The sequence below is a fragment of the Bacillus sp. FSL L8-0167 genome, from assembly GCF_038630295.1.
Classification (GTDB): domain Bacteria; phylum Bacillota; class Bacilli; order Bacillales; family Bacillaceae; genus Bacillus; species Bacillus safensis.
The window spans coordinates 2660398-2676086 of record NZ_CP152027.1; the positions used below are offsets into that span (position 1 = coordinate 2660398).

General features: G+C 42.6%; 15 protein-coding genes. 2 read left to right on the plus strand and 13 right to left on the minus strand.

Annotated features, from left to right (window positions below; translation table 11 throughout):
- Positions 1–30: 30 nt before the first annotated feature.
- The 11 genes from ccpA to MHB66_RS13755 all read right to left on the minus strand — a co-directional run bounded on the left by ccpA (position 31) and on the right by MHB66_RS13755 (position 11604).
- On the minus strand, positions 31–1032 hold the full coding sequence (gene ccpA, locus MHB66_RS13705; RefSeq protein ID WP_034279529.1) for a catabolite control protein A: 1002 nt from the start codon (positions 1030–1032) through the stop codon (positions 31–33).
- A gap of 451 nt (positions 1033–1483) precedes the next feature.
- Positions 1484–2560, minus strand: a complete 1077-nt coding sequence (locus MHB66_RS13710; RefSeq protein WP_034279528.1) for a bifunctional 3-deoxy-7-phosphoheptulonate synthase/chorismate mutase — start codon at positions 2558–2560, stop codon at positions 1484–1486.
- 221 nt (positions 2561–2781) lie between these two features.
- Complete coding sequence (gene ytxJ, locus MHB66_RS13715) at positions 2782–3105, minus strand: bacillithiol system redox-active protein YtxJ (protein WP_046312088.1); 324 nt, start codon at positions 3103–3105, stop codon at positions 2782–2784.
- 33 nt (positions 3106–3138) lie between these two features.
- Positions 3139–3609 carry a YtxH domain-containing protein gene (locus MHB66_RS13720; RefSeq protein ID WP_034279523.1) on the minus strand — a complete coding sequence of 157 codons (471 nt, stop codon included), beginning with the start codon at positions 3607–3609 and terminating at the stop codon, positions 3139–3141.
- Positions 3610–3635: 26 nt separating this feature from the next.
- Entirely contained in the window at positions 3636–4055 is a 420-nt protein-coding gene (locus tag MHB66_RS13725) for a DUF948 domain-containing protein (RefSeq protein ID WP_024424855.1), read from the minus strand.
- A gap of 229 nt (positions 4056–4284) precedes the next feature.
- Positions 4285–5583 carry a UDP-N-acetylmuramate--L-alanine ligase gene (gene murC, locus MHB66_RS13730; RefSeq protein WP_046312090.1) on the minus strand — a complete coding sequence of 433 codons (1299 nt, stop codon included), beginning with the start codon at positions 5581–5583 and terminating at the stop codon, positions 4285–4287.
- A 302-nt stretch (positions 5584–5885) separates the two neighbouring features.
- Positions 5886–8618 (minus strand): DNA translocase FtsK, encoded by a 2733-nt coding sequence (locus MHB66_RS13735; protein WP_052712402.1) that lies wholly within the window; start codon positions 8616–8618, stop codon positions 5886–5888.
- Positions 8619–8813: 195 nt separating this feature from the next.
- The gene (gene ytpR / locus MHB66_RS13740; RefSeq protein WP_024424858.1) at positions 8814–9419 is read right to left on the minus strand and encodes a YtpR family tRNA-binding protein; all 606 of its coding nucleotides are present in this window, start codon (positions 9417–9419) and stop codon (positions 8814–8816) included.
- A 16-nt stretch (positions 9420–9435) separates the two neighbouring features.
- Positions 9436–10248: a DUF1444 domain-containing protein gene (locus tag MHB66_RS13745; RefSeq protein WP_034279516.1), complete on the minus strand. Its 813-nt coding sequence runs from the start codon at positions 10246–10248 to the stop codon at positions 9436–9438.
- 20 nt (positions 10249–10268) lie between these two features.
- Positions 10269–10589: a thioredoxin family protein gene (locus tag MHB66_RS13750; protein WP_024424860.1), complete on the minus strand. Its 321-nt coding sequence runs from the start codon at positions 10587–10589 to the stop codon at positions 10269–10271.
- Entirely contained in the window at positions 10576–11604 is a 1029-nt protein-coding gene (locus tag MHB66_RS13755) for a PTS sugar transporter subunit IIC (protein ID WP_046312093.1), read from the minus strand. The genes MHB66_RS13750 and MHB66_RS13755 overlap by 14 nt, the downstream gene beginning before the upstream one ends.
- A gap of 200 nt (positions 11605–11804) precedes the next feature.
- Between MHB66_RS13755 and MHB66_RS13760 the strand changes: the two genes are divergently transcribed.
- Positions 11805–12251, plus strand: coding sequence for a YtoQ family protein (locus tag MHB66_RS13760; RefSeq protein ID WP_024426182.1), 447 nt, complete (start codon positions 11805–11807; stop codon positions 12249–12251).
- Positions 12252–12297: 46 nt separating this feature from the next.
- On the opposite strand, the gene MHB66_RS13765 is transcribed toward MHB66_RS13760, so the two are convergent.
- Positions 12298–13371: a M42 family metallopeptidase gene (locus MHB66_RS13765; RefSeq protein WP_046312095.1), complete on the minus strand. Its 1074-nt coding sequence runs from the start codon at positions 13369–13371 to the stop codon at positions 12298–12300.
- 199 nt (positions 13372–13570) lie between these two features.
- On the opposite strand from MHB66_RS13765, the gene MHB66_RS13770 reads away from it, so the two are divergent.
- Positions 13571–13885, plus strand: a complete 315-nt coding sequence (locus tag MHB66_RS13770) for a PepSY domain-containing protein (protein WP_003217759.1) — start codon at positions 13571–13573, stop codon at positions 13883–13885.
- Positions 13886–13926: 41 nt separating this feature from the next.
- On the opposite strand, the gene MHB66_RS13775 is transcribed toward MHB66_RS13770, so the two are convergent.
- Entirely contained in the window at positions 13927–15624 is a 1698-nt protein-coding gene (locus MHB66_RS13775) for an NAD-dependent malic enzyme (RefSeq protein ID WP_046312096.1), read from the minus strand.
- Between the last annotated feature and the right edge of the window lie 65 nt (positions 15625–15689).

Below are 15689 nucleotides of genomic sequence, written 5' to 3' on the forward strand. Positions count from 1 at the left end.
CCCTCATGAGGTAAGCCTGCTTTTTTTGTTTTATTTTGTTGATTGTCTTTCTTCAATTCTGTGCGGAAGCTCAACAATTTGATCGTCCACTTGTTCTTTGTTCATCAGCTTTGTGAGCAATCTCATCGCAACAGCACCAATATCATATGTCGGCTGTACAACTGTTGTCAGCTGAGGACGCACCATGAGAGAAAGTCTTGTGTTATCAAAGCCAATCACTTCTAAGTCTTCAGGAATAGATACCCCTCTGTCTTGTGCTCCATGAATGACACCTAGAGCCATTTCATCTGTAGCTGCGATAACAGCTGTCGGCTTGTCAGACTGCTCAAGCAGATGAGCAAGTGCTTCAATTCCAGAATCATACGAGTAATCGCCTTCAGCGACGAGCGTATCGTCAAACGCTATGCCCGCTTCTTCAAGTGCTCGCTTATAACCTGCAAGCTTTCTCACGGAATTAATTGGTTCTGACATTGGACCAGAAACAAATGCAATTCGTTTATGTCCTTTTTCAACTAACAGCTGAACTGAGTCATAAATGGCCTGCTCATAGTTGATGTTGACGGATGGTGTTTGAGCCTGCTCTTCAACAGATGCTGCAAGAACAATCGGCACAGGAGAGCGCTTAAATTCTTCCACATGCACATCTGTGATATTTCCGCCCATAAAGACAATTCCGTCTACTTGTTTGCCGAGCATCGTATTTAACAAATGAAGCTCTTTATCTGTATTTTGATCTGAGTTGCTCAAAATAATGTTGTATTTATACATCGTAGCGATGTCTTCAATACCGCGTGCTAATTCCGAATAGAAGATACTAGAAATATCAGGGATGATGACCCCGACTGTCGTTGTTTTTTTACTTGCTAGGCCTCGAGCCACTGCATTCGGACGATAGCCAAGGCGGTCAATTGCTTCAAGCACCTTTTTTCTTGTTGTTGGTTTTACGTTTGGATTACCATTTACTACGCGTGATACCGTTGCCATACTTACATTTGCTTCTCTTGCTACATCATATATTGTAACATTATTCACATAAATCACTCCTTCAAATACACTTCATATCTATAGCATTCACCAATTGGATAGAGACATGTCAGATACGAGGAAAATAATATCCTATTTGTCATTAAAACGATGAAAAGAGACACATAATTTTTCAATCTACATCAAAATGACATTCTTTTATGAAATTATACACGTTTTTTTGTCATATGAAAACGTTCCCTTTCTTTTTATAACTAAATTAAACAAACTTTAATCAGCTTGTTACCTGTAAATTGAATCATATTTCATAAAAAAACATTGAGAACGCCAGCTATGACAATGATCTTAGCAGATTCTATCGAATTTTAAAAATGAAAACATTGTGAACAAGCACTTTTTAGGGTTGCAATGTGCTTTCTTCCTTTCATTCCCAAACTCCATGGTATTTCTCCATAAAAAAACCGCCGGGCAGTTATCCGGCGGCTATTTCTATCTATGATTACGCGTGAATATTCACAAGTGGTCTTAACGCATCTAACCATTTTTCGAATTGTGGAATGTCCATTTGCTGCGCTGAGTCAGACAGTGCAACAGATGGATCTGGATGTACTTCTGCCATGACACCGTCTGCTCCAATCGCAAGAGCTGCTTTTGCTGTTGGAAGGAGAAGATCTCTACGTCCAGTTGAGTGCGTCACATCAACGAAGACTGGTAGATGTGTCTCTTGTTTCAAGATTGGCACTGCCGAGATATCTAGTGTATTTCTTGTCGCTGTTTCGTATGTGCGGATACCGCGCTCGCAAAGGATGATTTGATCATTTCCTTGGGCGATGATGTATTCAGCTGCATTGATGAATTCTGAAATGGTCGCTGCAAGACCGCGTTTTAAAAGAACTGGTTTCTTCACGGAACCGGCTTCTTTTAACAGCTCGAAGTTTTGCATGTTACGTGCCCCAATTTGGATAACATCGATATGCTCAATCGCTTCTTCAATATGAGCAGGATTGACAATTTCACTAATGACAGCAAGACCGTATTCATCCGCTACACGCTTTAGAATCTTTAGACCGTCTACACCAAGTCCTTGGAAGTCGTATGGACTTGTGCGAGGTTTAAATGCGCCACCACGAAGTAGTTTTAATCCCTGCTGTTTCGCTGCTGCCGCTACTTCTGCGACTTGCTCGTAGCTTTCAACGGCACATGGTCCAACGATGAAACGCTGTTTTCCATCACCGATCGCTTCCCCATTGATATTCACGATTGTGTTTTCTGGCTTTTTCTTACGAGAAACAAGAAGTGCTTTGCTGTGGTCATCTTCTTGAAGCTCTAGACCTGCTTTGAAAATCTCTTTGAAAATATGCTGAATCGTTGAGTTTTCAAATGGCCCATCATTTTCTTCAAGAATTTGGTTCAGCATTGTGCGCTCTCTGACAGGATCATAACGGTTGACACCTTGCGCTTCTTTTGCTTTTCCAATTTCTTTGACAATGTTTCCTCTTTCATTGATCAGTTTTAGAATTTGAAGATTTAGTTCATCTGCTTGCTGCCTCAATTTTTCTAGTTCATTGTTGCTCATTTTTGTCATCCTTTCCTCTGCCTACTCTCGCTTTTTATTTTTTCATTCTTGCATGATAGGGTTTATTATAAACAAAGATTTCGGAATTGTCACGAAAATTTTCTTTATTACCCAAACGCTTTTAAGCGATAAAGTATTGTATGTAAGATTATAGCATACTTTTCGTTCAAGTAAACCTTTTTTATAAAAAAAACGTCAGCCGCTGCTGACGTTTCTTTCTTTTACAGATTATGTTCAAGCGCTTCTTTTGTAATGCTTGAGTGAGAAGCATGCCATTTTACTTTTCCACCGCTAAAGACGAGTGCCTGCGGACTTTCGTGCTTTACACCTGATTTTTCAGCCACGTAGGATGAAAGCTCTCTCGTGTTTTGAATTTGCAAGAAATACGTTGGCACGTCTTCATGTGCAGACGCAAATGCTTCAAACTCTTGAAAAGCCGCTTGGCTGATCGGACATGTCAAACTGTGCTTAAAAAAGACAAAGGTCCCATCTTGATTCGTTAGTTGATCAAACTGTTCTTCTGTTTCAATGAGTTGTTTTGACATGATGTTCTCCTTATTCACTTCGAGCAGTGAGAGTTAGCCTTTAGTAGATTGTTCTACTTTTTCTTTGACATCTTTGATGCCATCTTCAATTTCTGATTTTGCTTCTTGTGCTCTTACTTTTGCTTCATCTGCTACATCAGATGCTTCGCTTGCCAAATCCGCTGCCGCATCTTCTGCTTCATTTTTCACATGATTAGCTTTTCCAGCCGCACGCTCTTTTATGTCTTTCACTTTGTCTAAAATCTGGTTTGACTGCTCTGCTACAAGCTGAGACAATTCAGACGTTTTATCTTTTGCAATCGTCACATATTCAGTGCCTTTTTCTTTTGCATCTGTTGTGAGCCGGTCTGTTTTTTCTTTTAACGCATTCGCTTGGGTGTTCAAATCATCGCGAAGCTCTTTCCCTGACTTCGGTGCTAAAAATAATGCTGTTGTTGCACCAACAATTCCACCAATAAGTGTTCCGATCAAAAAGTCTTTGCTATTGATTCCGTCTTTGCTCATGATTATTCCTCCTATGCGAATATGGTTTATTTTTGATGTTTACGCTGTTTCCATTTTTTATAAATTTCAAGTGCTGCGTTACTCCAGCTTACCACATCCGTCACTTTTTCTTGATTTCTTTCAACGGATGAAGAAACCGCACCAGCTGCCTGCTTTATGCTTGTATTAAATTGGTTGATCGAGCCGCCAATTCCCTGCACCGCATCCACAACTGTGTTAAGTTTTGCTGATTTGTCTTGAATATCTTCAGCAAGCTGATTCGTCTTATGTAGCAACTGTGCTGTCTCTGTGGTGATGCCTTGCATCTGACCTTCAAGACCTTCTAAAGTTGATGCAACATTCTTTAATGTCAGCTGTAAGGATTTTAATGTTTTGGACAAATAGATGACAAGAATGAGGAAAGCAATTGCGATCAGTGCAACGCTTAGATATAGAATAATAATCATCTGATACCGATACCTCCTTTGCTGCGGGCATATTCAATTCATTACCCTCTCGTTGTATCATTCAAACATCGCCTAGAATGACCGATTGAATAATAATTCTACACTTATTCGCTAATTCCTGTCCACAGCGAACGAAAAAAAGCGCCGCATGTTGACACATTTAGCCCTTTTGTCACATTTTATTCAAAATAAAAAAAGTGCCGTGTGAAACGGCACTTTTTTAAAGCATTTATACAGCGACTTTTTCATAAGCACGCAAATACTTCTGAATGTCTCCTGCTCCCATAAAGATCAGAATCGCATCTTCGTGCGTTTTCAGCACAGATGTATCTTCTTCCTCAATTAATTGGGCCTGCGGGATTTTTTCTCGTAAATCTTCAATGCTCAGCTTCCCAATGTTTTCACGGGCTGAACCGAAAATATCACAAAGGTAGACATAGTCGGCTTTCTTTAGACTGTCAGCAAATTCACTTAAGAATTGCTGTGTACGTGTGAACGTATGCGGCTGGAAGACAGCCACAATATCACGGTCCGGATATTTTTGGCGAGCTGCTTCAATCGTGACTTCAATTTCAGTTGGATGATGTGCATAATCGTCAATTAAGACCTGCTCACCGACCACTTTTTCATTAAAGCGTCGTTTCACACCGCTAAATGTCGTTAATGCGCCTTTGATAAGCTCTACATCAATGGACTCATAGTGACATAATGCAATGACAGCTAACGAGTTGAGGACATTATGATTTCCGTAGGCAGGAATGTAGAAGGTATCATAAAACGTATTGCGTACAAATACATCAAATGTGGTACCTTCCGTATTTTTCACAACATTGCGTGCTTGGAAATCATTTTCTTCGTTGAAACCGTAGTACACAACAGGTACCTTCGCTTGAATCTTTGGCAGATGCTCATCATCACCGCAGGCAATAATGGCTTTTTTCACTTGAAGCGCCATGTTTTGAAACGCATCAAACACGTCATCAATATCCGAGAAATAATCAGGGTGATCAAAATCAATATTGGTCATGATCGCATAATCTGGATGATAGCTGAGGAAGTGTCTGCGGTATTCGCATGCTTCAAAAACAAAATACTCGCTGTTTTCTTTCCCCATTCCAGATCCATCACCGATTAAGTACGAAGTAGGTTTGGCTGCCTGCATGACGTGAGCAAGCAGTCCTGTTGTCGATGTTTTGCCATGAGCACCAGTAATCGCAACGTTTGTGAATGAATCCATGTATTCTCCAAGGAATTTATGGTAACGAATGACAGGAATCCCTTCAGAAAGGGCGCGTTCAATCTCAGGGTGTGTATCAGGGAATGCATTTCCTGCGATGACCGTCATCCCTGGCTGGATATTATCTGGGTCAAATGGTAGAATTTTAATATTTCGTTCTTCTAATGCTTTTTGTGTAAAGATATGTTTTTCGATATCCGATCCTTGGACAGTATACCCAGTATCATGAAGAATTTGGGCCAGTGGACTCATACCTGTCCCTTTTATTCCAACAAAATGATAAACAGTCATAATTGTACCTCCAACAAACGTCTATCTGACTTACAGTATATGACGCTCATTTCAATTTGCAACTTGTGATTTTTGCCTCTAGCTGATCACAGATCGCAGCTCCAAATAAAGATTTTTTCCGATCTTCCTATTCTAATCAATATTAACTATGATTAGTATCCGACAACTTTCCCATTTCTAACACCTGTTTCCGCTTATTTTACATAAAAAAGCGTTCTAGCAGACATGCGAAAAGCGTCCAATTACAAAATTGCACCTATGTGCTATCATACCATGTTTATGAAAAAAATGAAGTGGTTTGTTTAGATCAACTGTTCTAAGTCACTCAGTGTCATGAGCACTTCTCTTGGCTTACTGCCTTTCGCACCAGAGATCATGCCCTCGCGCTCCATCATGTCAATCAACCTGGCTGCACGGTTGTAGCCAATTCTAAATCTTCGCTGCAAACTTGATGTACTAGCGCTATTCTGCTCGATGGCAAAACGGCAGGCATCCATAAACAATTCATCTTCGTCTGTAATCGCAGAGCCCTGCAGCATGAGTTCCTCCTGTTCAAAAAGGAACACTGGCTTGCGCTGCTTTCTCACATGTGCCACCACTTGATCAATCTCACGGTCTGATACAAAGTTCCCTTGCAGCCTTGTCGGTTTGCCGGAGCCATTTTCTAAGAAGAGCATGTCTCCTTTTCCGAGAAGCTTTTCTGCACCTGCCATGTCAATGATCGTTCTTGAATCCACCTGACTTGAAACAGAAAATGCAATTCTTGTTGGAATATTAGCTTTAATGAGACCTGTAATGACATCAACAGAAGGTCTTTGTGTCGCAATCAATAAGTGAATGCCGCATGCTCTTGCTTTCTGCGCAATTCGGCAGATGCTTTCTTCGACTTCATTTGGTGCGACCATCATTAAATCAGCCAGCTCATCGATCACCACGACGAGATAAGGCAGTTTTTCTCCCATTTGTTTTTCTTTCACAAGCTCATTGAATCGTTTAATTTCTCTCACGCCAGAGTGTGCAAATAGTTCATAGCGTCTTTCCATTTCATCCACTACCCATTTCAGAGCAGCAGTTGCTGTCTTGGCATCGGTGATGACTGGACTCACAAGATGCGGAATGTGGTTATACGGCGCTAATTCAACCATTTTAGGATCAATTAAGAGCATTTTCACTTCATCTGGTGATGCTTTAAACATTAAGCTCACTAAAATCGTATTAATGCAGACGCTTTTTCCTGAACCAGTGGCTCCGGCAATTAAGCCATGCGGCATTTTTTGCAGATCAACCACGACAGGCTGGCCTGAAATATCTAATCCGAGTGCCGCTGTTAAAGGAGATGGATTGTCTCTAAACGCACTGCTTCTGATCATTTCTCTTAAGAACACCATTTTACTGTGCAGATTTGGCACTTCGATCCCGATCGTGTTTTTCCCTGGAATCGGGGCTTCAATTCGAATATCCTTTGCGGACAAACTAAGTTTAATATCATCTGACAGGTTCGTGATTTTGTTCACTTTGACACCTGGTTCTGGATGTACTTCAAACCTTGTCACAGAAGGTCCCTGTGTGACGTGAACAACACTAGCTCTTACGTTGAAATTTTTAAGTGTCGCATTGAGCAGCTCAGCCCGCTCTTTCACCCATGTGCCGTCCTCTTCTTTTTGAGCTGGCGGTACGTCTAAAAGGGCGAGACTTGGAAAAACATACCCTTGTGTATCGGCTGCTTTCTTTTGTCCTTGCACGCGCTGATCGCTTTTTAACATCATGACATTAAACGGAACCGTAGAGGTTTGCCCGCTTGTGCGTTGTGGCTGCGGAGATGTCTGTTTTGGTTCTTCTTTCTTGACTTCATGCGTTTGTTCTTGCTGCTCTGTCTGCTCTATAACCGTTTCTGCCGCTTCAGATGCAGTTTGTTCCTCTGTTACTTGTTCTACTGGCATCACTTGATCTTCTTCAATTTCAGCTTCTTGGACCAGCTGATCTTCCTGCAGGTCATGTTTGACTGGCTCAGCTTCTTCAAATGCTGCCGCAGGCGCTTCTTCTTGTTTGTCTTCTATTGGATCAGCCGCTAGTTCTTCCACCGGTTCTGCTGAAATGTTTTCTGTTAACGCCGCTTCTTCTGATGGCATGTCTACTTCCATTTCAATCGCTGGCTGCGAAGGTTCCGGTGTTTCGAAGGTCAACATGTCTATTTCCTCAGTATGATCTTCAAACTGATGGACAGGCTCGTCCTTAATTTCTTCTTCATCACCGGAGACAGTCTGTTCCGGCTCAGACTCAACGGGCTGCTTCTGATAGACTTCTGCTTGCTGCTTATGTACATCAGCTTCATGATGATCTTCTGGCTCGTTTTCTTCTTGCTGGACGAACGGCTCGTCAGTTAAACGTTCCATCGTCGTTTGAACATGATCTTGATAAGCGAGTTCTTCTTGCAATGTATGCGGGGTTACTGCTGGCTCTTTGTCCGTTCTCTCTTCTGCTGACGCTGAAGCCATTTCCTCGATACGTTTTTCTTTCTGTATAGACGGGATGTTCATTTGCTGTCTGACATTCCGTTCACGCTCTGCCTCTTCTGATAACAGTGTGACACGCTGCGCCGTTTCTTCTGCTGATTTCCTTTGAACTGAAGCTGTTTCTTCTTTTGCATCTGCCCGTTTTGGACGCATATCCTGATGATAGCCATAGATCGGTGATGGAATTTGCTCTGGCTTGAATGGCTTTTTATTTATATCAGGCTGAAGCGTTTGTTTAGGCTGATAGGTTTTCTCCTTTGCCTTTGGCTGGCTTGGTTTCACGCGTCTTCTCTCCTGCTTCACTCCATCACGCTGGGGTTCATCTGGAACGAGCGGAAAGCGAAAGTTCCCTTTTGGATATTCATAATACACTTTCGTATCTTCGATTTTTTTATATTCTTTATGCGGTTCAAAAGCTGTCTGCTTTGGTGCAGCTAGATCTTCTTCAGGTCTTGCAGCTTTTTCTTCTTTCTTTTCTTCTCCTAAAAATACACTGAAAAATTTATCTAACCAACTCATCATTTATCACTCACTTTAACTCCCCTTACGTTTTCTTGGGCGATTTTTAGTATACCATTGCTTTTTCATGCAGAAAAGCGAGAAAAGTGCCGCTTTATGCTGTTCATGCTGTTGTAGATGAAAAAAAGTCACTAAGTACGTACTTAGTGACTTTTGGTATAACACATTCTTCGCTCCTATGTGCCCGTTTATGGGAGGTTACGCTTTAAAGGGTTCGCCAGCTTGATGGCTTCCATCTAAAACAAGAATCCCTTTTTCAGCAGGTGCGTCTGGAAGATCTAACTCTTTTGCAGAACAAATCATACCGCTTGATGGAACGCCTCTTAGCTCAGCATCTTTGATGACCATACCGCTTGGCATCACTGCACCGACCTTCGCCACCACAACATATTGGCCTTGGTCAACGTTTGGTGCACCGCACACGATTTGTAAGGTTTCATCGCCCACATCAACTTGGCAAATGTTTAATTTATCTGCATTCGGATGCTTTTCTTTTTCCTTTACATAGCCGACAACAAATTTTGGTGATAGATCCACAGTCAACGTTTCACTGACACCGTTACGGTTTAAAATTTCATTGATATCTTGAACAATGGTTTCAGAAAGCGGAACAGATCCGTTTTCTTCAATTTTCATGTAAGTGGACGCATTGAAGATATTAAAGCCTGTTGTTTCTTTTGTTTCTTGATTGAAGATTCGTACAACATCTCCAAACGTCTCATGACCTACTTCTTCTCTCGTCACATCTTTCAATGAAATAAGGAGTGTGTCGCCTACACCTTCTGCATTATAAAAAACGTTCATTCTTCAAAATTCCCTTCTACTGCTGTTTTGGTCTGCTTTTTGCAAGTATAAAGATCGGTTCAAGCTTACCCTCGTCATATAAAAATGACAATGCGGTAATCGGAACCGTGCCGCTGGCGAAGAAGCTCATCGACATCTGTCCTAAAATATCATAGCCTGAATCATTGCGAACATCTGCAATGATGAATACATCTTGATGGGGAACAGAAATTGCCATCTGCCCTTCTATTTTTTGCGCGTATTCTTGTAATAACGATTCATTTAAAAGTCTGCTGGCGTCATACCCGTCATTTGCACGGAAGAAATAAAACCGGTTGCCTGCCACTTCATCCATTTTCACTACTGTTTCTAGAGAACGGACGTTGAAGCTTGCAGTTTCTCTGATTCGCTCTTTTGTCCAGTTTTCCTTTTGGAGCATCTTTTCATCAATTAGTCGGTAGGTGCTTCCAAGGTCAAGCGCATAGTAGATTCTCGTTTCTGCTGTATGCTCATCAAACACGAGCGGAATCCCATCACTTGATGCCTCAGGAAAGGAAGTGGAACGAATGACCGGATAGATCTGCTTTTCTTTTCCTGAGATGTGCTGCGCTTCGCCTTTCATGGCACTCAGCGCTTCTTTCACATAATAGACGATCTCATCGATTGTTTCATCAGGCTTTACTTCCCACTTTGCAATAATTGGCGGGAGTTCTAGTGTGATGCCTTTGCCTGTTTGTTTATCTTCAATACGAAGCGTATCTTTTTCCCGGTCAAACTCGTGTGACCAGCTGTCGTTCGTCAGACGGCTTTTGAGTTCATTCGCAAGCTGTCTTGATGTCATTTTTGCCATCGTTTTAGACTCTCCTTTCGTTATTTAGAAAGAGAATCTGTTAAAAATGCTTCAATCTCTTCCTTTGTCTTACGATCTTTGCTGACAAAGCGGTTAATCTCTTGTCCGTTTTTAAAGACTAAAAAGCTAGGAATACCGTAAATTTCCCACTCTGCACAAGTGTCAATGAACTTGTCTCTATCGACATAGAAGTACTCAAATTCTGGGTAGTTTGCTTCAAGCTCTGGCAAGAATGGCTCAATAAATGTGCAGTCCGGGCACCAGTCAGCCGAAAATAGCAATACGGTTAAGTCTTCTTGAATCACTTTTTGTAATTCTTCGTTTGATTCAATTTTTTTCATGTTTCATTCCTCCAGTTTGTATGGTTAAATCTCCGAATTGTATATAGCCTTTCTTTCTCATCCATTCTGATACTACCAAACTAATCACTGCCGGGCCAACGATATGCAAGAGAGCGATCGCCAGAAATACAGATGGATGAAACCCCATGACGGTCAGCGTCATGAGTTGTCCAACAAGCCCGCTCGTTCCCATTCCCGCTCCTGCCGCATTATTGACCATCCCAAAGCCAATAATACCAATTGGCGCGAGAATCAGACCAGCAATTGTCGGCGGAATCAGGATGAGGGGGTTTTTCACAATGTTCGAAAGCTGCAACTTTGACGTTCCAATGCCGACAGCCGCAAGACCGCCAAAGCGATTTTCTCTAAAGCCTGCAGCGGCAAAGCCGACCATTTGAGCACAGCAGCCAATCGTTGCAGCACCAGCAGCTGACCCGCTTAAGTCAAGCATGAGCGCAAGTGCAGCACTTGAGATCGGAGAACTGAGAGCAAGTCCAACAATGGTCGCTACCAGCATGCCCATGATCAGCGGGCTTTGATCTGTCCCCCACATGATGAGCCTGCCGAGCCCTGTCATCATGGCTTCAATTCCAGGTCCGATTAGGGCAGCGGTGAAAAAGCCAGTGATAATGGTGACAAGCGGCGTTAAAATAATATCAATTTTTGTCTCACCACTGACCAGCTTGCCGAGTTCCACACCAATTAATGCTGCGGCAAAGCTTCCAGCAGGCCCCCCAAGCTCTGCTCCTGCAGCGCCTGAGACAACACTTGCAAAAATGATCAAGGGAGATGCATGTAAACGGTACGCAACCGCTACGCCGATCGCCGGTCCCATGAGCCCCATGGCAAGGGTTCCCATTTTAATGATGAGTGGAAGTGATAACAGACCGCCTGCTGTTTTTAAAATCAGTCCTACCACTAATGTAGCAAATAGACCTAAAGCCATATAAGAAAGTGCATCAATGAAATACACCTTTGGCGAAAGGGAGATCCCCTTTCTTTTTAAATAAGTCATCAACGTCGTCTTCCTGCTTTCTCATAGGAAAGACGAAGAGGCCTGTCCTTCCCATTATATGTAGTATTCTTGCGATGAAAAATAGTCTCTACCATGAATATCATAATCATATTTTTTTTGCTTTATCAAGCACTTCTTGTGTAACATGAAAAGAAACAGGACAAACCTTTACTAAGTTTGTACAAAAGGAGGAGATCGTTATGCAATTAACTGTCTATTTAGCTGGAGAAATTCATAGCCAGTGGCGTGATGAAATCAAGGAGAAAAGCCAATCTTTGAAGCTGCCGGTGACATTTGTCGGTCCAATGGAAAATCATGACCGCTCAGATAACATCGGTGAGGATATTTTAGGTGAGCAGCCGAATGCCATTTTCAAAGATGATGCAGCTTCTGATTTGAATAATTTCCGCACTGAAATTTTATTAAACAAAGCAGATGTCGTCATTGCGCGCTTTGGTGAGAAATATAAGCAGTGGAACACAGCCATGGATGCATCTGCTGCGATTGCAAAAGGGAAACCTCTTATTTTAATCCGTCCAAAAGAGCTGCACCACCCGTTAAAGGAACTCTCAAACAAAGCAAATATCACTGTGGAAACCGTAAACCAAGCGATCAAGGCGTTATCTTATGTGTTTGAACAGCAATAAGAAAAAAGGCTGCTCTCATTGAAGAAGCAGCCTTTTTCTATTCTATTTATACTTGTTGGTAAATAGAATCCACTGTACTTTGATCACAATTTTTGACAAGGCGGACAATTAACTCTTTTGCCGCTGCGTAATCGTCCACATGCAAAACAGAATGACTTGTATGAATGTAGCGTGCGCAAACCCCAATGACAGCAGAAGGCACACCTTGGTTTGAAATATGAACACGTCCAGCGTCCGTACCACCCGGTGATACGAAATATTGATATGGAATGTTGTTTGTCTCAGCAGTATCAAGCACAAAGTCTCTCATTCCGCGGTGCGTAATCATTGTCCGATCAAAAATACGCAGAAGTGCACCTTTTCCAAGCTGGCCGAACTGTGTTTTGTCACCTGTCACATCGTTTGCAGGACTCGCATCTAAAGCGAAGAAAAGATCTGGCTGAATCATATTCGCAGCTACCTCAGCTCCTCTAAGCCCAACTTCCTCTTGAACAGTTGCTCCTGAGTACAGCTGACATGAAAGTGATTCGTCTTTTAATTCTTTTAATAATTCAATTGCAAGGCCGCAGCCATAGCGGTTATCCCAAGCCTTCGCTAAAATCTTTTTTGGATTCGCCATTGGGTTAAAAACCGTTGCAGGAACGATTTGCTGTCCTGGACGAACGCCAAGCTCTTTTGCCTCTTCTTCACTGTCTGCACCAATATCAATAAGCATATCTGACGGCTTCACAGGTTTGCTTTTTTGTTCTGGCGTGAGAAGGTGAGGAGGTGTACTAGAGACGACACCAGGAATTGGCCCGTGATCGGTATGGACGTCCACACGCTGCGCCAGCATGACTTGACTCCACCAGCCGCCAAGTGTTTGAAAACGAATCATCCCGTTTTTCGTAATCGATGAGACCATGAATCCGACTTCATCCATATGACCCGCTACCATAATTTTCGGTGCGTTTTCCGGTCCCTTGCGTACGCCAAACACTCCGCCAAGACGGTCTTGAATGAGTTCATCAGAATATTTCTCAAGTTCCTTTTTCATAAAAGCACGCACATGGTGCTCATTTCCTGGAGTTCCCTGTAATTCTGTTAAATTTCGGAAAAGCGACAATGTTTCTTCGTTCATTCTACAGTTTACCTCGTTTCTATGTAATGACCATATATATTCCTATAAAAATAACACTCACTTTATACTATAAGAATTCTTTCGGTTTTCCAAGTATCTCTCCAGAAATTTTGAATATGCTTTCAAGTATTCGGATTCCTTAACATCGTTGGACAAGTTTTGTATAATGGAAAAAACAGCAATACGGAGGTGCAGCACGTTGAAGTTAAAACATGTTCTGATTGGTGCGAGTATTGGCGTAGCCGCTGCAATTGTTGCAAAGAAAGTATTTTTCCCTACGTATATCTCATCTGAAAAAGCATTAAAAATTGTGAAATCTGCTTTTAAACAGCGCGGCCCGATTGATGGCTCTTGGATTTATACTGTACCAGAACCGTATACCGTAAATGGCGAAACGATTGATGTATACAAATCTGGCATTACCCGCTCTGCCTTTGGTGAGCTTGAACAGTATGAAGTGATGATTGATGCCAAAACTGGCATGATCGTGGATGTAATTGATTCTGTTGCTTGATCAAGAAAGCTTCGCAAAGACATGTCCTTGCGAAGCTTTTTTTATATGGCTTTGATTTTTTTGTAAACAGGATGCCACATAGCGTCCTGCACAGCCTGAATGAGATCATCAGGCGTTTCTTCTGCAATTCCTTCATCAATTGCTGCCTGCGCCACACGGACGGCTACTGTCGCTGAAACGGTTCGAAGCTGATCGACACTTGGCAGCATCGCTGCACCCGGCTTCCCAACATTGACCATGCTTGCAATGGCTTCAGCACTCGCAACAAACATACTGTCTGTCATGAGGCGTGCTTTTGACACAATTGTGCCTAGACCAAGGCCTGGGAAGACAAGGGCATTATTCGCTTGTCCAATTTCATATGTGACACCGCCATATTCGACAGGATCAAATGGACTTCCCGTTGTCACAAGGGCACGTCCTTCAGTCCACTCGATCAGATCTTGCGGCTTTGCTTCTGAAAGAGGTGTCGGATTCGACATCGGTAAAATCGCAGGACGCTCCACGTGTGACGCCATTTCTTTTACAATTTCCTCTGTAAATGCTCCTCCGACCGTCGAAGTGCCAATTAAGATTGTTGGTTTCGCCTGCTTGACGACCTCTAATAGATCAATCGAATGCTTTGGACCATTACGGGCATAATCCTTTACTTCGTCAGAGCGCCTTGCATACGGCTTTTGAAATGGCTGAATGTCAGGTGAATCATCTGTGAGCAGCCCCGTTTTATCAATACACCAGAAATGATCATAGGACTCCTCTTCTTTGACTCCATCTCTGACAATGGCATCACGGATTTGCTCGGCTATGCCAATACCTGCCGTACCCGCTCCAAAAATGACAATACGGTGATCTTTCAGCGGAACCTTCGAAGCTTTTGCACATGCCAGAACTGCAGCAAGTGAAACGGCGCCAGTCCCTTGAATGTCATCGTTAAATGTACAAATACGGTCCTTATATTTTTCCAATATCGCACGTGCATTCTTTGTCCCAAAGTCTTCCCAGTGAAGGAGGGCATTTGGGAAAGTAGCGCGGGCAAGCTCGACATATTGATCAATGAACTGATCATAGCGCTCTCCTCGAACGCGGGAGTGCTGGTTTCCAACATAAAGCGGATCATTCAAGAGACTTTCCTGGTTCGTTCCGGCATCAAGCACTACTGCCAGCACGCGGCTGGGATCAATGCCTGCTGCAGCTGTATAAACAGCAAGTTTTCCAACTGAAATGGCAATCCCGCCTACACCCCAGTCTCCAATGCCTAAAATGCCTTCTGCATCCGTTGCAACGATTAAGTCGATTGATTCATCGACACCATAAGAGGCAAAAATCTCCTCCATGCCTTCCAGATCATCAATCGATAAATACAGCCCTCTCGGCTTTCGATACTCATGGCTATAACGCTGAATAGCCGTTCCTACAGTCGGCGTGTAGACAATCGGAAGCATTTCCGCTAAGTGCTCATTTAATAGTTTGTAAAAAAGCACTTCGTTTCTGTCATGAAGTGATGTTAAATACACATTTTTTCCCAGTTCATCCGGCTGTGCCTTAAATTGCTCATATGCACGCTTTGCTTGATCCTCTAAGGTTAAGACCTTAGGCGGAAGGAATCCCTTTAAACCGAGCTCCTCCCGCTCTTCCTTTGTAAATGCAACCCCTTTGTTTAAATAAGGGACTGACATGACTTCCAACCCTCTTAATGGTGTTTCGATCACATCACCATGTACACGATAAAATTGGTTCACCTGCACTCTTCCTTTCACAAGTTCATTTTGTCGTTATTTTGTGTGAAAGGCGAATAAAACATACA